We start from the raw sequence: 18,558 nt of genomic DNA, 5'->3' as shown, positions 1-18,558 counted from the left end.
CACGTGCTGGCCCCTGACACCATCACACTGCATGCTCTATCGAAAGGTAGAAACACCACTCAAACGGACTTGACCCCCGATAAAGCGCTGCAAAAGCCGGAATGCCGCTTTTTCTGCTTCTGGACCCCCATTTGTTGCACAGGCCCGAGTATCTACGGAGACCGAAATGTTGTTATCAAAAAGAAGCGCCGCATTCATAAGGACGCACACGTCCGTATCAATTCCGACGACCGTAACCTCATCCAGATTTTCCCTGCGCACGATATCGAGCAGATTCTGGCCCGCAGAATAACTTGGCTTATCCAGGATATAATCCGCAGCCTCCTGTACTCGCGGATCTAAGTCAATTTCTGGCGATTCTGTTAGCCGTTGCCAGTGAATCTGGGAGCGATACAAAGACCCCTCCGGGTTAAAGAACCTAGTAGCGACTATCACGTCAAAGCGCTCATCGCCCAGTAGCTCGTAAATGGCTGGTAAGCACTGGGAAGTGTACTCAGAAATGAAACCATTTTGAACGTCGATAACTACTAATCCGTGCCTAGACACTTTCCTAACCTCCTTTCACTCTTTGAATGCCCATTAATTCTGTTCCGAACCCGGGAATTCGCGGGGGTCATTAAACATGCGGCCGAAGCCTTCTTGGCCTTCCAAGGAGTCAATAGCAGCGATTTCATCCTTACCCAGTTCTAGCTCCGCGGCGGCCAAGTTCTCCTTGAGACGCTCGCTGCGGGCGGACTTCGGGATAACGGAAATGCCCTTGGCCATCAGGTAGGCCAGCACCACCTGACCTTCGGTAGCCTGATGCGTAGCGGCGATCTTTTCAATCTCCGGGTTATTAAGCACCACGCCGCGCGCCAGCGGCGACCACGCCTCGGTCACGATGCCGTGCTTGTGGTGAAATTCGCGCAACTCCGGCTGGGTAAAGCCAGGGTGCAGCTCTACTTGGTTGAGCACCGGGGTAATGCCGGTCTTCTCAATGAGGTCCTCGAGGACCTCTTCATAGAAGTTAGCGACACCGATGGAAGCGATCTGGCCCATCCCCTGTAGGCGGGCAATGGATTCAAAGGTCTCCACGTACAGCCCACCCTGTGGCCATGGCCAGTGGATGAGGTACAGGTCCAAGTAATCCAGTTTCAGCTTTTCCATGGACTCTTGGAAGGCCTGTTCCGCCTTCTGCGCGCCGTGGTGGGAGTGCCAGACCTTGGAGGTAATAAACAGGTCCTCGCGGGTGACATCGCCCGCGTCAATGGCTTGGTTCAGCGCGGTACCCAATGCCTCTTCATTCTTATACAGCGTTGCCGTATCAAAGTGGCGGTAGCCCAGTTCAATGGCTTCGCGGACTACGCGAATGCATTCATCGTCATTGAGCTTGTAGGTGCCCAAACCCAGCTGGGGCATCTCACGGTCATCATTGAAAGAAATATGTGGCACAGTCATAGATCCCATTGTGCCCCAGTTTGCCGTCTCATGCGGCCCCTTGCGGGAACTGACTGCCTCAGCACAGCGAAAACCGGCCTCCCCTTAAGGGAAGCCGGTTCAACGATTTTTAGCGCAGTTTAGTCGGCGCGGATGAGGTCAATGATAAAGACCAAGGTGCGGCCGGACAGCGGGTGCGCACCGCCGGCTGGGCCATAGGCCTTTTCCGGCGGGATGATGAGTTGACGGCGACCGCCCACCTTCATTCCCGGGATGCCCTCTTGCCAGCCGGCAATGAGACCGGTCAGTGGGAACTCGATGGACTGGCCACGGTCCCACGAGGAATCGAATTCTTGGTTGGTCTCATATTCGGCACCAACGTAGTGGACCTCCACTACGCCACCAGGCTGAGCTTCAGCGCCATCGCCTACGACGATGTCCTCAATGACGAGGTCGGTCGGCGCTGGGCCAGACTGGGCTTCAATAACAGGTTTATCCATGGGGATTATTCTCCTTGGGAAATCTAGTTTGTTCGTGCGGTCGCAATGAAACCGAACCGAGCTGCACCAATTATAGTGCTCAAGCCCGATTCGGTTGAATTGGGGCGACCAAAAGCGCTAATTAGCGCTCGCTGCGAGGGGTAACCTTGCGCAGGGTTTCACCGGTGTAAATCTGGCGAGGACGGTTAATCTTGGAGTTCATCTCCAACTGCTCGCGGTACTGAGCAATCCAGCCCGGCAGGCGGCCGATGGCGAAGAGGACGGTGAAGAAGTCCGTCGGGAAGCCCATGGCGCGGTAGATGAGGCCGGTGTAGAAGTCCACGTTCGGGTAGAGCTTGCGGGAGACGAAGTAGTCGTCATTCAACGCAATCTCTTCCAGCTTCATGGCCAAGTCCAGCATCGGGTCGCCGCCCAAGTGATCGATGATCTCGTGTGCGGTTTCCTTGACGATGGCCGCGCGTGGGTCGTAGTTCTTGTACACGCGGTGGCCGAAGCCCATCAGGCGAACGCCCTTTTCCTTGTTCTTCACGCGGTTCATGAAGTCGGTAGCGTCGCCGCCGTTGTTCTTCTCGATGTCCTCGAGCATCTCCAGCACGGCCTGGTTTGCGCCGCCGTGCAGCGGGCCGGACAAGGCATTGATGCCGCCGGCGATGGAGACGAACATGTTGGCCTGTGCGGAACCAATCATGCGGACGGTGGAGGTGGAGCAGTTCTGCTCGTGGTCAGCGTGCAGGATGAGCAGCTTGTCCAGTGCCTTGGAGACAACCGGGTCAACCTCGTACTCCTCGGTGGGGTAACCGAACATCATGCGCAGGAAGTTCTCGCGCGCGTTCAGGTTGTTATCCGGGTACATATAAGGCTTACCCTGGGATGCGCGGAAGGCGTAAGCGGCCAGCATCGGCACCTTAGCCAGCAGGCGAACGGTAGCCTTGTCCAGCTGCTCCTCATCCAGTGGGTCCAGCTGGTCCTGGTAGTAGCTGGAAAGAATGTTCACGGAGGAAGCAAGCACGGCCATCGGGTGGGCATCGCGCGGGAAGATGTTGAACTGCGCCTTAAAGTCCTCATCCAAGAGGGTGTGGTGGCGGATGGCGTTATTGAACTCCGACAGCTCCTGCTCATCCGGCAGGTGACCCTTAATCAGCAGGTAGGAAACCTCATTGAAGGTGGCGTTATTTGCCAATTCAGCAATATCGTAGCCACGGTAACGAAGGATGCCCTCCTCACCGTTAATAAAGGTAATCTTGGACTCGGTGGAGCCGGTGGAGGTGTAGCCGGGGTCGAAGGTAACAAGCCCGGTTTCCTTGCGGAGCTTGGAGATATCGAAGCCGGAATCGCCCTCAGTGGACTGCTTGATATCCATCTCGTACTCGTTGCCAGCGTGCTTGAGTACTACCTTGTTTTCTTCAGTAGACACGGAATTTCCTTTCCCTGTTAAAGAGTTCTTTAAAGGCGCTAACTTACGCCGTGAGCCTTTGACCTATTCACACTCTAGCAAACTTTGTGATACTGCCAACAAGTTTATGGACATCAAAATACCTGCCATCCAACCGGAACTGTTCTACACTAGCGGCATGAGTACTCCAGAAATCACACTGCCAGCAGATCTCTTGCCTTCCGATGGCCGCTTTGGCTGCGGCCCCTCCAAGGTACGCCCCGCCCAGATCGAGGCTATTGACCCCGCTATCGTGGGCACCTCGCACCGCCAGCCGGCGGTGAAAAACCTCGTCGGTTCCGTGCGCGAGGGCTTAAGCGATCTCTTCTCGCTTCCGGAGGGATACGAAATTGTTCTGTCCTTGGGCGGCGCCACCGCTTTTTGGGATGCGGCTACCTTCGGCCTCATCGAGCGCCAGTCGGCCCACCTTACCTTTGGTGAGTTCTCCACCAAGTTTGCCAAGGCCTCTTCCAAGGCTCCATGGCTCGATGCCCCGGCCCTGACAGAATCCCCTGTCGGCACCGCCCCGGATCCGCGCGAGCTTGCTGCCGATGCCGATGTCGCCGCCTGGGCCCACAATGAGACCTCAACCGGTGCGATGACGGAGGTTGTCCGCCCCCACCCCCACAACCACCAACAGCTCGTGCTTGTCGATGCCACCTCTGGCGCCGGCGGCCTTCCCGTTAATATCGCAGAGACCGACGTGTACTACTTCTCGCCGCAGAAGTGCTTCGCTTCCGACGGCGGCCTTTGGCTCGCCGCCATGTCCCCGGCCGCGCTGGAGCGCATCGAAAAGATCAATAACTCCGACCGCTTCATTCCGGAGTTTTTGAACCTGCAGACCGCGGTTACCAACTCCCGCAAGAACCAGACCTATAACACCCCGGCGATTGCCACCCTGCTCATGCTGGATAACCAGATTAAGTGGATGAATGACAATGGCGGGCTCGACGGCATGGTCAAGCGCACCACCGAATCCTCCTCCACGCTGTACAACTGGGCCGAATCGCGCCCGGAGGCCACCCCGTTCGTCAGCGACCCGGCGGCGCGCTCGCTGGTCGTGGGCACCATTGATTTCGACGAATCCGTGGATGCCGCACAACTTGCCGCTACCCTGCGCGCCAACGGCATCCTCGATGTCGAGCCGTACCGCAAGCTGGGCCGCAACCAGCTGCGCGTGGGCATGTTCCCGGCGATTGAAACCGAGGACATCGCCAAGCTCACGCAGTGCATCGACTACGTGCTGGATGCCAACTAAGTCATCAACATGCCCCGCCGCCTCGCATGGCGCGGGGCGTTTTCGCGTTATAGTTGACTGCATCACAGATCCGTCCTTCCGTCGATAGGCAAAGGAGCGCCACACTATGCGCGAGCTGTTTCTCGTTGACAGCGAATCTAGCGAAGACTCATTGGTGCTACGCACCGAAGAAGGCGAAGAGTTTTCCCTTCCCATCACCGATGAGCTGCGTTCCGCCCTCACGCCCACCGCTAGCAAGCCAGAACCGCCGAAGCTAGCGCCGATGCCCAAGCCCTCCCACGAAGAGGAAGAAAAGCAGATCCGGCCGGCGGAGATCCAAAACCGCATCCGTGCCGGTGCTTCCACGGCAGAGCTCGCGGAAGAGATACACGTCGATGAATCGCGCATCGAGCCCTTTGCTTACCCAGTCATGTTGGAGCGCAATCGCATTTCTGAGGTGGCCAAGCAGGCCCACCCAGTGCGCGACGACGGCCCCGCCAAGCTCACCCTGTGGGAAGTACTGGCGAGCTCCTTTGCCGCCCGCGGCCACTCCCTTTCGGAGTCCACGTGGGACGCCTACCGCCACCAGGGCGAGCCGTGGGTTGTGCGCGTGACCTGGAAGGCGGGACTTTCTGAAAACGAGGCGGAATGGACCTTCAAGCAGTCCATGTCCTCCCCCGCTACGGTCGAGGCCCGCAACTCGGTCGCGGCAGACCTTACGGACCCGGACTTCGTACAGCCGGTGCGCTCACTAACCTCCTTGGGCAGCGGCCGCTACGACGAAGCCATTGACGGCGATCAGCCCGCCAATGTCACCGATATTTCCGGTTCCAGCGAGGAGACGGAAGAAGAGGAATTCCTGCAGAATCCTTCCTCCGAGTCCAAGCCCTCGAAGCGCCGCCGCAAGGCCGTCACCCCACACTGGGAGGACGTGCTCTTGGGCGTTCGCTCCAATACCAAGCGTCCGAGGGACTAAACAGTGGACATCTCTCATGCCGTTCTCACGCTGTGGTACATCTCCAAGCCCGGCGCCGAAGAAGTTCTCAAGACCGAGCCCAAGGCGGACCGCGGGTTCGGCCGCAAGTTCCTAGCCCAGCTCAACCCCAAGTTCCCGGTCACCCCGATTGGGCAATTCCCCCTGAACCGCTCCGCGCAGACGGATCCGAATGAGTACTACATCGGCGGCTACCCGGGCATTACCGTGGTGCAAACGGTCTGCGAGGGCGATTCAGTGCTGCTTTCCCAGCTGCCGAAAGACCTCTTAAGCGCGGTCCCCGCCCAGCGGGTCATCGCGCTTGTCAGTAACGCAGACGAGGACTATGCGGGCTTCGCGCTGTGGGAAGGCGGCGAGCTCAAGCGCTGCCTGTGCGCCACCCGTGACCGCCTCTACGAGGACACCGGCCTACCCGAGCCCTTTGAGGCGCCGTTCTGGGCCGGCGAAAAGGACGAATCCCTCGGCGGCATTTCCCTGCCGTTTCGGCCCCACAGCATCATGGAGGCCTCCCAAGAACACTGGTTAGGCATCACCGTGGGGCAGGAAGGCCCAGACCTGGACGTCGTGGGCTATGCCGTCGACGGGCGCCCAGAGCCCAAGATCGATCCGCCGAAGCCAAAGCAGCCGGTCCGCGAGTTCGCCGCCCAATCCGCAAACAGGCTGGGCCTCAACGACTATGACGACTACGAGGATCACGATGCCGAGCCGGATTCCACTGGCGATGAGATCCTTTCCACCGCGAAGCAGCTCGGTTCGCTGATTGGCAACTGGCTGCGTCAGACGTTTAAGTCACTTAAGGATCGCTGGCGCTCATAAAAGGAAATGGCGGCCGCGGTCGCAACGTTTAGGGAATCAGTTCCTGGGGCCATTGGTATCCGCGCGCGGATATCGGTGGCCTTCATTGCGTGCTCGGTAAGCCCGGGGCCCTCCGCGCCTACCAGCATGGCCACCTTGTCCTGCCCGTGCATGGCCTCTGCCAGGTGCACCGCTTGGGGGTTGGGGGTTAAGGAGATGAGGGTAAAGGAGGCATCGGCAAGCGCCTGCAAGGAACGCTGCCACGTGGTGAAACCACCCTCCAAATGGGCAAAGGGCACGCGCAGCACGTGGCCCATGGATACGCGCACCGAGCGGCGATAGAGCGGATCCGCAGCACCTGAGCCCAGCAATACCGCATCCACGTTCATGCCGGCCGCGTGGCGGAAAATGGCGCCGATATTTTCATGATCCCCCACACCCTCCAGCACGGCGATGGTGCGGGCCTGCTCCAGGATCTCTCCCACCTCTGGCTCTGGGGCGCGGTCCGCTGCGGCAACCAGCCCGCGGTGCATATCGAAGCCTGCGACCTCCGCGAGGGTCTCGCGCGAGACCTCGTAGACGGGGCACTCCGGCTCGCCGTACTCGGCAAAGAAGGCCTCCAGCTTCTGGGGAAAGCCCACCAGGCAGCGCATGGGGAACCGCGATTCCATCAGGCGGGAGGCCACCAAGGGGCCTTCTGCAATGACCAAACCCTCGCCGGATTTATCGGATTTGTTGAGGTTCCGAATATCGTCCAGGCGAGGGTCACGGGGATCAGAAATATGCATGCCTTCCAGGCTAGCCGATGGCCTCCGAAATCGGATCGATGCCAAAGTAAATGACGAACAAGCCCGCCAGGAGCCACATGATCCAGTGCACCTGCTTAGCCTTACCGGCGAAGGTGGACATGAGCGCGAAGGTAATAAAGCCCACGCCAATGCCGTTGGCAATGGAATAGGTAAACGGCATGACCACGATGGTAAGGAAGGCTGGAATGGCTACTTCCATGCGCGTCCACGGGATATCCGTAAGCTGCGCGGCCATCATCACGCCGACGATGACCAGCACCGGTGCTGCGGCCTCGATGGGTACGATCTCATAGAGCGGGGTGAAAAACATGGCCGCGATAAACAGCAGGCCGGTCATGATATTGGCCAGGCCGGTGCGGGCGCCATCGGCAATGCCGGCAGAGGAATCCGCGAAGACAGTATTCGAGGATGCCGAGCCCAAACCACCGGCAACCGCGCCGGCGCCTTCCACAACCAGCGCCTTCTTCATTCCCGGCAGGTTGCCGTTTTCATCCACGAGCTTGGCCTGCTTGCCCAGCCCAGTCATGGTACCCATGGCATCAAAGAAGTTGGTCAGCAGCAGGGTAAAAATGAGCAGAACCGTGGAGATCACGCCAATATTGGCAAAGGCGCCAACCAGGTTCACATCGCCCACGATGGAAAGATCCGGCAGGCCTCCCAGCGCATCCGGGGCTTCTGGTGCGGCCATGCCCCAGTCCTCCGATCCCGTGAGCGCCTGGACAATAAAGGCAAGCACGGTATTGAGGTTGATGGCAATAAATAGCCCGCCCGGCACATTGCGGATGACCATGAAGGCGCAAATGATAAGGCCAATGACAAAGACCACCGCCGGCCAGGTGGCAATCGAACCATTAATGCCTAGGCCCACCGGCACGGTGGTCTGCGCGGCATCGGGCACGCGGGTAACAAACCCGCCGTCCACGAAACCGATCATGGCGATGAACATGCCAATGCCCACGCCCATAGCGGCCTTCATGGGCTGCGGGATGGCGTCAAATACCGCGGTGCGGAAACCGGACACGGCGAGCAGGACGATAATAAGGCCCTCGATTACCACCAGGCCCATGGCTTCTTGCCAGGTCAGCCCGCTGGTGGCGACCATGCTGATGGCGACGAAGGTATTCATGCCCAGGCCCGCAGCCATGGCGAAGGGATACTTCGCAATCGCACCAAAAGCGATGGACATGACGCCGGCGACCAGCGCCGTGGCCGCAGCAACCTGCGGCACGCCTAAGGTATAGCCTTCCGCATCCGGGCTCGTGCCCAGAATGAGCGGGTTGAGCAAAATAATATATGCCATGGCGAAGAACGAGACCGTTCCCGCGCGTAGCTCGGTTCCGATGGTGGAACCGCGTTCAGAAATGTGGAAATAGCGATCGAGAGTGGCTTTCACGCCGTGCCCTTTCACGTAGAGCGGTATTTTTACGCCCTAAGTGTGCTGCTTTAATCCCCAAATTCAAAATCTTGGTAAATAGGCTTTTCGTCATCGAAGGCCGCGGCCGGCGCCTTCTCCTCACTCACCCGCGTCTGCGAATGCGCACCACACCCGTAGCGCGCATGCACCACGCGGCCATCAGCGGAATACTCATTGGCACATACCCCAAAGTTATCCATGAGCCGCATATAAAACGCGCACGTGCGACACTGCAGGTGCGCCTTGGCTGCCATCTCCGAGGTCGGGCCATATTCTTCTTGCCAGCGCTGCTTGGCATCCGCCAGACCTTTGGCAGAAAGCTCATTTCCGTTCAGGCGCTCATCATCAATGGCCGGCGGCATGAGATCCCCCGGACCCAAATCCCCCGGCAGCACGCGGTCCTCATACGGCACCCATTCTGGTGCCTGCAGCGCCTCCCCGCCCGGTACCAGCGCCACCTCATTGACGGTGACGTAGCGCGAGCCTTCCGCGCATGCGAGTACGGCCTGCCATTCCCAGCCTGGGTAGCCGGGCATATCCGCCGCAAAGCGATGGGTGACAACGTTGCGGCCCATTCCGGCTACGCCCCTATGCTTGCCGATGCCCCCTTCCCCCACCTCTTCCAATGCCTCACGCGCGATGCGTACGGCGCGGGAATCGATCAACGGATTTGCTTTTCGCTTACTCACGCCCCTCATTATTCATGATGGCCCGCCGACAGTGGTACATATGGTGCATGCCGTTTCTCCGCCGCGCCGCTCTCATTGCCGTGCCCTGCTGCGCCTTGACCGCTTGTTCCTCAGACTCTCCCGATGCTTCCTCCCCCGATCACCTTTCAGTGGAAGTCCTCGATAGGGCGCCGCTACCGGAGAACTCCTTTACGCAAGGTCTCGAAGAAGACAGCGAGGGCAACCTCTTGCTCGGCACCGGGCAATGGGGCGATTCCAAACTCATCCGCTTCTCCCCTGAGACCGGCGAGGTCCTGCAGGAACATGCCCTCGATGACTCACTTTTTGGGGAGGGCATTACCCAATACGGTGATTCCATCTGGCAATTGACCTGGAAGCGCGGGCAAGCCCTGCGCTATGACGGCGACTTCCAGCGCACCGACACCGCCACCTATGCCGGCGAGGGCTGGGGACTATGCGCCAACCAGGACGAGCTCATCATGTCCGATGGCACCTCTACCCTGCGGCACATGGATCCAGAGACCTTTGCGGAGCTCTCGACCACCGAGGTCACCCTCGAGGGCTCGCCCGTGGAAGAGATTAACGAGCTGGAATGCGTGGACGGTGATGTCTACGCCAATGTGTGGGGCAGTGAAGATATCTACCGCATCGATCTCTCCTCTGGCGAGGTAACCGCGGTGATTTCTACCGATGCCATCGATAAATCGAAATATACCGATCCCGATGATGTCTTAAACGGCATCGCACATATCGAGGGCACCGATGAATTCTGGCTTACCGGCAAGCGGTGGGATGAGCTCTACCGCGTTCGAGTAAAGTAATGGGCCATGGCAACCCGTAAGGAAGCAAGGAAAAAGTCGCTGCTGCAAATCCTCGCGCTCATCGTGGTCGTGGCGGTCATCGTCGCCTCCGTGGTGATCTTTCAGAGCTGGCGCAATTCGCGCCCAGGCCCGGAGCCGAGCGAGATTGCTATTACCGCCTCCGTGGGGGATAACACCAAGGAGGTCACGCCCTACCTCGTATGCGAGCCGGGAACCGATTGCCCCGAAGGCGATGTCCCCCAACTAACGGTGGGCGAGGATGACACCTTGCATCTGGAAATCCCCGGGGAGATTTCTAATCACGAATGGAAGGTGCTGTCCATTTATGATGACCCCGCCGCCAATGACGAAACCTCTCATGGTGCGAATGAAACGACCGAGGTAGATATCCCCGGTTCGGTAGAACCCATCGAGGCATCGACTGGCGAGCGCCCCCGGCTCATGGTGGTGGAAGTCTCCTCCCTCATGATTGGCACCGACGACGATGGCGAAGAAACCCCCCTCGCCACCGTGTGGTCCCTATCCACCATGGATGATTAACTATCTAAATCCTTCGCAATTGCGCGGAGGATTTCTGCTACTTGGCGCCCAGTCTTGCGCTCGGGGTAGCGACCCGAGTTCAGCACCGGCTGCACCTGGGATTCCAGCAGGGTCATAACATCAGAGACCATGCTGCCGAGCTCTTCCGGCTTGCGCGACGGCGTGCGGCGGCGCGGCTTATCCAGCACGCGCACCCGCAGCGCCTGCGGTCCGCGGCGCCCCGCCGCGAAATCGAATTCGATGCGCTGGCCCGGAAAGATTTCTTCTACTCCCTTGGGCAGGACATTCCGGCCGACGTAGACGTCTTCATCGCCCGGGTTGCTAACGAAACCGAAACCTTTCTCGGCGTCATACCACTTCACTTTGCCAATGGGCATAGGTATCCACCTCTTCTCTTGGGTAAATTCTTAAGTTTAGCTGGAAGTTATACAGAACAGAAGTTCCACGTGTTGTGTGACATAGTTCACAACACGGTCACTACCTGCGGAAATATTGCGGACGGAACCACAATAGTCTCAATTCTTTCCCATTTAGTGCCCAGAACGTGACTATTTCGTTATAAACCACTACGCTGGCCCTCAGTGTCGCCGCAAAGAAGGTTTCCCTGCCCATCCTTTCTTCTAGGCGCAAAACATTTACACGAAAACGGGCACTACGGAAAGGACTACTTTTATGGGACGCCACTCCGCTAAGACTAACCACTTTGCCGCCAAGTTCACCGCAGGCACCGTTGCCTTGGGCGCAGCCGCTGCCATCATGGCACCGAACGCCGCCGCTGCCCCTGACTCCGACTGGGACCGCCTCGCGCAGTGCGAGTCCGGCGGTGACTGGCACATCAACACCGGCAATGGCTACCACGGCGGCCTGCAGTTCAACCCCCAGACCTGGCAGGCATACGGTGGCGGTGAGTTCGCCCCTACCGCTAACCAGGCAACCCGCGAGCAGCAGATTGTCATCGCTGAGCGCACCCTGGCTAACCAGGGCTGGGGCGCATGGCCCGCATGCTCGGCCTCCCTCGGCCTGAACTCCGCGCCGACCGAGCGCACCGCTCCTTCCGCACCCGCTGAGGCACCGCAGCCAGTACAGCAAGCGGTAGAAAACAAGTCCGATGAGCTCGCCGTAGACGCCGTCTACAACCTCGTTAAGGACACCGCTAACGCTTACGGCCTGCAGCTGCCGGCGCAGTTCACCGACTTCTACCACGCCAACCGCCACGACTTTGATGCGTTCTACTCCGCAAACCGCAACGTCATCGACCCGGTTGCACAGCTGGTTGAGAACTTCAGCCGCTAAAAAAGCGCATAAAAATTCCCCTTGCCTTTCACGGCAAGGGGAATTTTTAGCGGTTGATGCGGGTATAAGGATGAACGTAGTTCAACTTCTCTGCCGGCATCGGCAGCACCAGATCGTCGCCGTAGGGGCTGGAAGCACCAGCAAAAGGCGCAGAAATTTCCGTAATTGCATGCTCGCGGTGTTCATTGTCCGGCCACGCCGGGGAAACAAAGCCATTCTTTTCATTCGACATAGCCTTATTATTTCAAACCTCGGGCAAAAACGTAACTCAATCCGGCGCTAAAATTGTGATTTATCATGACTCAGTCCTCCCACCTCCCGCATTTTCGCACCTGGCTTAATTCCCTTTCAGAAGAAGAACTGGCCACCATCCTTCGCCACCGCCCCGATGTTTTAGCCCCGCTGCCGCCCTCCATCGCGGCACTGGCCACGCGACTCCTCTTGCGCACCTCTATCGCCCGAGCGCTAGCGGAGTGTAACGCACAGCAGTTGGCGGTACTGGAGGACATCGCCAAGCGCGGCGGCGAACTTGCAGAGGTAGAAGACCACAACCCCGCCATCACCCGCGAGCTCAAGGAACGCGGCCTCGCCTTTGGCGCGGTGCAGATTCCGCCAGAGGTCATGCCTGCGCTGCCCACCGGCTGGTCGCTGCTTAATCAGCTCGAGGTATCGCCCGCAACAATCGATACCCTTGCTGAAGACGAACGCCACGTCCTTGCCACCCTGGCGCGCTCCAATGGCATCGGTACCACCCGCGAGACCAATCCGTCCCACCCCGTGCCGCGGCTGATTGCCAAGCATCTCTTGCAGCGCGTCGACTCCCAGACCGTTCGCCTCCCGCGCGAGGTGCACCGCGCCATGAAGGGGCAGACCGTCCCCTACATTCCCACCGAGCCCTCCGCGCGGCGCGGCGAGCCCACCGTTGACCGCAAGGCCGATGACGCCGGTACCGCCGCGGGCCTGTCCGTGGTGCGCGGCATGCAACAGCTGATTTCTTCCCTCGGTGCCCGGCCGATCGAGCTGCTCAAGGATAAAACCGTCGGCGTGCGCCCCCTTGCCCAGCTCAGCAAGCAGCTGGACATCGCGGAACCAGAACTGCGCCGCCTGATTACGCTTGGCCTGTCCGCGCGGCTTATCAACCGCGGCGAACCGTCCGGGTACGAGGGAAACTTCCTTGCACCCACCGATTCCGCCCAAGAGTGGCTCGATGCAGGATTAGCCGCGCAGTGGCGCGTGCTCCTCGTGGCCTGGGAACACTCCCCCTGGACCCCGTGGGAATCTGGCCAGGTACTCGCCGCCAGCACCGACCGCCTGCCCAAGTTTCGCCGGCATATCCTCGATGTTTACCTCAACTCCGCACAGCCGCTGTCCGCAGCTGAATTTCAAGCGGATCTGCATTTTTCCTTTCCCCTTTTTGCCACGCACACCTCCCCAGAGACCATCGAGGAGCTGCACCGCGAGGCGGAATGGATCGGCGCCATCGCGCTCGGGCGAGCCACCAGCGTGCTTATCGATGGCTTCGATGCCGCCGATACCCTCACCCCCGACACCATCGACTATTTCCTGGTCCAGGCGGATATGACCGTGCTAGTGCCAGGGCCCCTCGAGCCCGCGGCCCACCACACCCTGGAGTCCCTCGCGGACTTGGAATCACCAGGACTCGCCAGCGTTTACCGCATTAGCGATGCCTCCCTTCGCCGCGGCCTCGACCGCGGGATGACGGGCACGGAGATCCGCGATTTCTTCGCCGCGCATGGCGATGTCCCGCATACGTTGGAGTTCCACATCGAGGACATCACCAAGCGCCACGGCACCTTGCGCTCCGGTCCTGCCCTGTCCTACCTGCGCAGCGAGGACCCAGCCCTCTTGCAGATCGCCGCGAAGGCCGCTCCGCTGCGCCTGCTGGCCCCCACGGTCGCGATTTCCCAGCTGCGCGTCAGCGAGCTGTTGGAGCGCCTGCGCGAAAACGGCCTCTCCCCCGCTGCCGAGGACGAAAACGGCGCTAGCTTGTCCATCGCGCCCGAGCCCGCAACGCTTCCCACACCCAGCCCTCGCGCCCAGGCCGCGCCGCCGGATATCGCGCGTGCGCTGCGCAACCTCACCACCGGCGAGGCCCCGAGCCTGCCCAACCTGGATCTGGTCCACGCCGCCGCGCGCACCGCACGCCCCATCACCATTGGCTACGCCGATAAAAATGGCAATACCAAGACCCGCACCGTCACCCCACTGACCGTCGCCGGTGGCCAAATCGATGCCCGCGCCGCCGATGGCTCCACCATCCGGTTTCCCTTGCACCGCATCACCTCCGTTACCCTAGACGCATGAACGGACCACTGATTGTGCAGTCGGACAAGACCGTCTTGCTGGAAGTCGATCATCCAGATTCCGCAGCTGCGCGCACCGCCCTCGCGCCGTTCGCGGAGCTGGAGCGCGCCCCAGAGCACGTGCATACCTACCGCATTACTTCCCTGGCACTCTGGAATGCCCGCGCCGCCGGGCACGACGCCGAGCAGGTCGTCGATGTCCTAGAAACCTACTCCCGGTTCCCGGTCCCGCAATCGCTGCTTGTCGATGTCGCCGAGACCATGTCCCGCTACGGCCGCGTCCGCCTCCAGGCGCACCCCGCCCACGGGCTCATCCTCGAATCCGAAGAGCCCGCTATCCTCACCGAGCTCTCCCGCGGCAAGGTAGGAAAACTGCTGGGTTCGCGCATCGATGACAACACCATCGCCGTGGCTCCTTCAGAACGCGGCCGCCTCAAGCAAGAACTCCTCAAGGCCGGCTGGCCCGCCGAAGACCTTGCCGGCTATATCGACGGCGAATCTCACCCCATCGCGCTCAACGAGGACGGCTGGCACCTGCGCGATTACCAGGAATACGCCACCGATGCCTTCTGGTCCGGCGGCTCCGGCGTCGTCGTGCTGCCCTGCGGTGCCGGCAAAACCATCGTCGGTGCCGCCGCCATGGCAAAGGCGCAATCCACCACCCTCATCTTGGTCACCAATACTGTCGCCGGCCGCCAGTGGCGCGACGAGCTGCTGCGCCGCACCACGCTTTCTCCAAACGATATCGGCGAATACTCCGGCGAGAAGAAGGAAATCAAGCCGATTACCATCGCCACCTATCAAGTGGTCACGCGGAAAACCAAGGGTGAATACCGCGCCCTCGAGCTCTTCGATTCCCGCGACTGGGGCCTTATTATCTACGACGAGGTCCACCTGCTTCCCGCACCCGTATTCCGCATGACCTCGGACCTGCAATCGCGGCGCCGGCTAGGGCTTACCGCCACCCTCGTGCGCGAGGATGGCCGTGAAGGCGATGTGTTCTCCCTCATCGGACCGAAGCGTTACGATGCGCCGTGGAAAGAGCTGGAAATGGCCGGCTACATCGCCACCGCGGAGTGCATCGAGGTCCGCGTGGATATGGATCCGGAAGAACGCATGCTCTATGCCACCGCGCAGCCGCGCGACCGCTACCGCATCGCCGCACAAGCCTCGGCTAAGCTCCGCGCCGTCGATAAGATCCTTGCTTCCCACGACCAGCAAGCGCTCATCATCGGCGGATACGTGGACCAACTGCGCGAATTAGGTGAACACCTCGATGCCCCCGTCATCGATGGCACCACCTCTACCGCCAAGCGCGAAAAGCTCTTCCAGCAATTTCGTAAGGGCGTGCTATCCATCCTCGTCGTATCCAAAGTGGCCAACTTCTCCATTGACCTGCCCGAAGCTGCACTAGCCATCCAGGTCTCCGGCACCTTTGGCTCCCGCCAAGAGGAAGCACAACGCCTCGGCCGCCTGCTGCGTCCGAAGGAAACCGCGGCGCTCTTTTATACGCTAGTCACCCGCGACAGCCTAGATGCGGACTACGCTATGCACCGCCAACGCTTCCTCGCCGAGCAAGGATATGCCTACCGGCTCATGGACGCAGTAGACTTAGGCCAATGAAGATCTTTAAGTTCGACGTTGACGAGTCCTTTGCCAAGGCCAATAACGAGTTATTGCGTGATTCCAACCGGCTTCGCGTATCCGGGCTTATCTTCGGCCTCATCCTGATCATCGCCGGCGCCGCCGTCTGGTGGAGCTTTTCCTGGGGAATCACCTTGGGCTTAGGGCTCATCCTCTTTGGCATCGTCGTTGCCATCGTCGGCGTCGCCGCCGCAAGCAAGGTAGGAACGGCCCAATCCCTCTATGATTCTTATCCGCTCGCTCCCGCCGTCATCGCACAGGTCAACGAGCGGGACATGATCCTTCTTGCCTTGGTGAATACCAATGTGGATCCGTCCCTTCCCCCACGCTGGGGCGCGTGCCTGCGCACGGTAACCTCCATTCCCGGCGTCCAATGCACCGTGGGCACCAAGGTGCCTGTCGCCGCTGTGTCCGGCCAGCGTTCTACTTCCGATAAGGAGCATTGGCAGCAAATCTCCCCCATGCCCATTGCTTGGGGAACCCCCGATGCTGAAACCGTCACCATCGCCCGCAAATCCATCCCCCAGGAACAATGGCAGCGCCTAGAGCGCGCCCGAAAGCGGCTTTCCGATGTCAAATCCACCCGCTATGACCTGCTCGTCCTCTAGTCAGGACTCTCAAGCACCAGATTGTTTCTGGTGCTTTTTCTTTTACCTTTGCCAAATGGTTAAAGGTAAATATTGCGTCGATGTCCTACATCGATGACGTTGACGACCACCGTTTCATCGAGGATGGAAACAATCACTCGATAATCCTCTACTCTCCACCGCCACAATCCAGACTTGTCCGCGACGAGCCCCTTACCGCGCACACGAGGATCGTCTAACTCTGCTACCTCACGAAGGAACTTACTGATTTGTTTCTGTACCGGTTTGTCGAGCTTCCGGAACGCCTTCGCCGCACGCGGGGTGAACTCAATCGACCAAACCACACTCGTCCTCTAAATCCTGCAAAGAGATCGTGTCCAATTCTCCGCGTCGGGCTGCTTCGGATTCGGCTTCGAGCGCATACACATACTCAAGTTCATCGAGGTAGGAATCTAGGGCCTTGCGAAGATAGAAGGCTCCAGTCCGCCCAGTCCGCGAAGCAAGCGCATCTAGGCGCTCTTTCTGCTTCGCGTTAACGCGCAAACTAATTACTGACTCGCTCATGTAAACATGTTTACAACAAGTAAAGCGATTTGTACACCACCCCATGAGCATTGCCCGCGGTTTGCTGTAGTCACGTTGTAATGCTGACTTCCTGCACACTCATAGTCACGAATTTTGCGTTTTCTCAGTAACCAAATCAAGCGATAAGGGAAACCTCGTCCAGTCGCCTTAAAATGACATGCCGTTCGGCGTAGCGACGGCGCAGGCCTGTCAAAAACACGTTGAAGTCCACATCCCAGGGATCCCCAAGTTCCGCCGACTTTTCTCTCATGGTCTGCAGCAGCTCGATGCCCATGTCGCGACCAACCTTAGTCGAATCTAGGTAAGTTGCGACATCGTCGCGAACGAAGGGAAGAGCCTGAGCCGGGAGGTCATCGAGGAATCGTTGCGCCATTGACTGCTCCATTCCCGCCTTTATGACGGTTCTCCAGGCAAGTCCAGGGTCTTCAAGGCACAAGTGCTGGAACATCGCTAAGTCCCACGGCTTCGCCGCCAACGTGTCTTGTATATGCGCCGCAGATTTCGCCTTGTCGGTGCCCGCAGCATAGAGTTGTTGAGCGAACGACAGTTCTGGATATGTGTCGAATACACTGCGAGCCACGCGCTCCGAGTGTTCGGGAAAATGCTCCTTAGCAAGTACGGCCCAACCCGAGGCGATATTTCGGATTTCCGCTGGGGCGCACTCACCAACTGCCTTCTCGGACCAATCGAAGGCAAGATCGTAGCGGCCTATATCACAAAGGCCGGCAATAATCTCCTCATAGCGCGACGCCGCACTTCCCTTGAGACCATGGGTACGAAGGACGGCCTCACTAGTTCCTTCTAGTACCGCTAACCGACGCCCCACGTATCCACTACCTTGCTCCGCCGTATTCCACGAACGGATGCGAGCCACCCCCTCTTCACCAAAGGCAGGTGCCAAATAGACTGGGTCGAGGTCGATTTCTTCCGCTGGGAGAATCTGATTCATTCGTATAAACCAGTCGGCCAAAGCGCAACCAGAATAACTAGCTTGCCGTTCCGCGGAGGAAACTACCCGCGCCAAGACTTCGCCGGCATCCCTTACGGCATGGGCGTAGTCATTGACCCGAGGAATAGTCTTGAGGACCTCTTCTACCGCATCTAGACCAACAAGCACGATATCGGATGGACTTGGCGGCACGATCCCAGAAAGTTGTGCAGGATCCTCTTCTGCCTGTTCTAAAAGCTCAGCGGTTTCATATATACGGTCACTGTAATACACGCCCCGGGCACCTTTGTTCAGATCGGGATCATTAGACCGGACAAGACCGGTTACCGCCTGTGCAAGAGTTCTCATGGGATTCAGTATAGAAAATTCTGGGATCACGAAGAAGAAAGGCAAGCACACCGTTGGAATCGGTGTCCTTGCCCCTCTCGGTACAAACTTTATTTTGTTGTTTGTTTGTTGTTTGGTGTCGGCGGTGACTTACTCTCCCACAACCTCCCGGTTGCAGTACCATCAGCGTGTACAGGCTTAG

General features: G+C 59.3%; 21 protein-coding genes. 9 read left to right on the top strand and 12 right to left on the bottom strand.

Annotated elements, in window-relative coordinates; translation table 11 throughout:
* Nucleotides 1–36: 36 nt before the first annotated feature.
* The 4 genes from ABRP64_RS11030 to ABRP64_RS11015 form a co-directional block, all read right to left on the bottom strand.
* Nucleotides 37–546: a cysteine hydrolase family protein gene (locus ABRP64_RS11030; RefSeq protein WP_349866457.1), complete on the bottom strand. Its 510-nt coding sequence runs from the start codon at nucleotides 544–546 to the stop codon at nucleotides 37–39.
* Between the two features lie 33 nt (nucleotides 547–579).
* Nucleotides 580–1,446, bottom strand: coding sequence for an aldo/keto reductase (locus ABRP64_RS11025; protein ID WP_349866455.1), 867 nt, complete (start codon nucleotides 1,444–1,446; stop codon nucleotides 580–582).
* Between the two features lie 110 nt (nucleotides 1,447–1,556).
* Nucleotides 1,557–1,916 carry an FKBP-type peptidyl-prolyl cis-trans isomerase gene (locus ABRP64_RS11020; RefSeq protein WP_005279843.1) on the bottom strand — a complete coding sequence of 120 codons (360 nt, stop codon included), beginning with the start codon at nucleotides 1,914–1,916 and terminating at the stop codon, nucleotides 1,557–1,559.
* Nucleotides 1,917–2,037: 121 nt separating this feature from the next.
* Nucleotides 2,038–3,330, bottom strand: coding sequence for a citrate synthase (locus tag ABRP64_RS11015; protein WP_284770571.1), 1,293 nt, complete (start codon nucleotides 3,328–3,330; stop codon nucleotides 2,038–2,040).
* 157 nt (nucleotides 3,331–3,487) lie between these two features.
* Between ABRP64_RS11015 and serC the strand changes: the two genes are divergently transcribed.
* The 3 genes from serC to ABRP64_RS11000 all read left to right on the top strand — a co-directional run bounded on the left by serC (nucleotide 3,488) and on the right by ABRP64_RS11000 (nucleotide 6,395).
* Nucleotides 3,488–4,606, top strand: a complete 1,119-nt coding sequence (gene serC, locus ABRP64_RS11010) for a phosphoserine transaminase (RefSeq protein WP_349866453.1) — start codon at nucleotides 3,488–3,490, stop codon at nucleotides 4,604–4,606.
* A gap of 106 nt (nucleotides 4,607–4,712) precedes the next feature.
* Nucleotides 4,713–5,561: a septation protein SepH gene (gene sepH, locus ABRP64_RS11005; RefSeq protein WP_284770569.1), complete on the top strand. Its 849-nt coding sequence runs from the start codon at nucleotides 4,713–4,715 to the stop codon at nucleotides 5,559–5,561.
* A gap of 3 nt (nucleotides 5,562–5,564) precedes the next feature.
* Nucleotides 5,565–6,395 (top strand): DUF6928 family protein, encoded by an 831-nt coding sequence (locus ABRP64_RS11000; RefSeq protein WP_349866451.1) that lies wholly within the window; start codon nucleotides 5,565–5,567, stop codon nucleotides 6,393–6,395.
* Here the strand turns inward: ABRP64_RS11000 and ABRP64_RS10995 are convergent.
* From ABRP64_RS10995 to ABRP64_RS10985, 3 genes are read right to left on the bottom strand one after another with little or no spacing between them, the layout of a single operon-like run.
* Nucleotides 6,356–7,162 (bottom strand): TrmH family RNA methyltransferase, encoded by an 807-nt coding sequence (locus tag ABRP64_RS10995; protein WP_284796816.1) that lies wholly within the window; start codon nucleotides 7,160–7,162, stop codon nucleotides 6,356–6,358. The genes ABRP64_RS11000 and ABRP64_RS10995 overlap by 40 nt on opposite strands.
* Before the next feature lie 10 nt (nucleotides 7,163–7,172).
* Entirely contained in the window at nucleotides 7,173–8,576 is a 1,404-nt protein-coding gene (locus tag ABRP64_RS10990; protein WP_284796814.1) for an NCS2 family permease, read from the bottom strand.
* 50 nt (nucleotides 8,577–8,626) lie between these two features.
* Nucleotides 8,627–9,295 carry a DUF3027 domain-containing protein gene (locus tag ABRP64_RS10985; protein ID WP_284853783.1) on the bottom strand — a complete coding sequence of 223 codons (669 nt, stop codon included), beginning with the start codon at nucleotides 9,293–9,295 and terminating at the stop codon, nucleotides 8,627–8,629.
* 5 nt (nucleotides 9,296–9,300) lie between these two features.
* Between ABRP64_RS10985 and ABRP64_RS10980 the strand changes: the two genes are divergently transcribed.
* Complete coding sequence (locus ABRP64_RS10980) at nucleotides 9,301–10,107, top strand: glutaminyl-peptide cyclotransferase (protein WP_284853782.1); 807 nt, start codon at nucleotides 9,301–9,303, stop codon at nucleotides 10,105–10,107.
* 6 nt (nucleotides 10,108–10,113) lie between these two features.
* Nucleotides 10,114–10,647, top strand: a complete 534-nt coding sequence (locus tag ABRP64_RS10975; protein WP_284853781.1) for a DUF2771 domain-containing protein — start codon at nucleotides 10,114–10,116, stop codon at nucleotides 10,645–10,647.
* Here ABRP64_RS10975 and ABRP64_RS10970 read toward each other — a convergent pair.
* Complete coding sequence (locus tag ABRP64_RS10970) at nucleotides 10,644–11,024, bottom strand: cold-shock protein (RefSeq protein WP_005279828.1); 381 nt, start codon at nucleotides 11,022–11,024, stop codon at nucleotides 10,644–10,646. The genes ABRP64_RS10975 and ABRP64_RS10970 overlap by 4 nt on opposite strands.
* Nucleotides 11,025–11,319: 295 nt before the next feature.
* Between ABRP64_RS10970 and ABRP64_RS10965 the strand changes: the two genes are divergently transcribed.
* Nucleotides 11,320–11,940 (top strand): resuscitation-promoting factor Rpf1 domain-containing protein, encoded by a 621-nt coding sequence (locus ABRP64_RS10965; RefSeq protein WP_284796804.1) that lies wholly within the window; start codon nucleotides 11,320–11,322, stop codon nucleotides 11,938–11,940.
* A 46-nt stretch (nucleotides 11,941–11,986) separates the two neighbouring features.
* Here the strand turns inward: ABRP64_RS10965 and ABRP64_RS10960 are convergent, their stop codons facing one another.
* The gene (locus ABRP64_RS10960) at nucleotides 11,987–12,172 is read right to left on the bottom strand and encodes a hypothetical protein (protein ID WP_005279826.1); all 186 of its coding nucleotides are present in this window, start codon (nucleotides 12,170–12,172) and stop codon (nucleotides 11,987–11,989) included.
* A gap of 65 nt (nucleotides 12,173–12,237) precedes the next feature.
* Here ABRP64_RS10960 and ABRP64_RS10955 point away from each other — a divergent pair, with 65 nt between their 5' ends.
* Genes ABRP64_RS10955 through ABRP64_RS10945 form a run of 3 tightly spaced genes read left to right on the top strand, consistent with a single transcriptional unit; the run spans nucleotide 12,238 to nucleotide 16,516 of the window.
* A complete protein-coding gene (locus ABRP64_RS10955; RefSeq protein ID WP_349866448.1) occupies nucleotides 12,238–14,265 on the top strand; it encodes a helicase-associated domain-containing protein in 2,028 nt (675 codons plus the stop codon).
* Entirely contained in the window at nucleotides 14,262–15,887 is a 1,626-nt protein-coding gene (locus tag ABRP64_RS10950) for a DNA repair helicase XPB (protein ID WP_284770560.1), read from the top strand. Before ABRP64_RS10955 ends, ABRP64_RS10950 begins: the two co-directional genes overlap by 4 nt.
* Nucleotides 15,884–16,516, top strand: coding sequence for a DUF3239 domain-containing protein (locus ABRP64_RS10945; RefSeq protein ID WP_284850288.1), 633 nt, complete (start codon nucleotides 15,884–15,886; stop codon nucleotides 16,514–16,516). Before ABRP64_RS10950 ends, ABRP64_RS10945 begins: the two co-directional genes overlap by 4 nt.
* Nucleotides 16,517–16,575: 59 nt before the next feature.
* Here ABRP64_RS10945 and ABRP64_RS10940 read toward each other — a convergent pair whose 3' ends face one another.
* The 3 genes from ABRP64_RS10940 to ABRP64_RS10930 form a co-directional block, all read right to left on the bottom strand.
* Nucleotides 16,576–16,839, bottom strand: a complete 264-nt coding sequence (locus tag ABRP64_RS10940) for a type II toxin-antitoxin system RelE family toxin (RefSeq protein ID WP_284783513.1) — start codon at nucleotides 16,837–16,839, stop codon at nucleotides 16,576–16,578.
* On the bottom strand, nucleotides 16,823–17,059 hold the full coding sequence (relB, locus tag ABRP64_RS10935; protein WP_284630014.1) for a type II toxin-antitoxin system RelB family antitoxin: 237 nt from the start codon (nucleotides 17,057–17,059) through the stop codon (nucleotides 16,823–16,825). Before relB ends, ABRP64_RS10940 begins: the two co-directional genes overlap by 17 nt.
* A gap of 136 nt (nucleotides 17,060–17,195) precedes the next feature.
* The gene (locus ABRP64_RS10930; RefSeq protein ID WP_349866446.1) at nucleotides 17,196–18,377 is read right to left on the bottom strand and encodes a hypothetical protein; all 1,182 of its coding nucleotides are present in this window, start codon (nucleotides 18,375–18,377) and stop codon (nucleotides 17,196–17,198) included.
* Nucleotides 18,378–18,558: the final 181 nt, after the last annotated feature.

The sequence above is a fragment of the Corynebacterium sp. KPL4015 genome (genome assembly GCF_040225725.1).
GTDB lineage: Bacteria > Actinomycetota > Actinomycetes > Mycobacteriales > Mycobacteriaceae > Corynebacterium > Corynebacterium rhinophilum.
The sequence above is the reverse complement of the archived record's forward strand: the minus strand, read 5'-3'. Positions and strand labels throughout refer to the sequence as shown.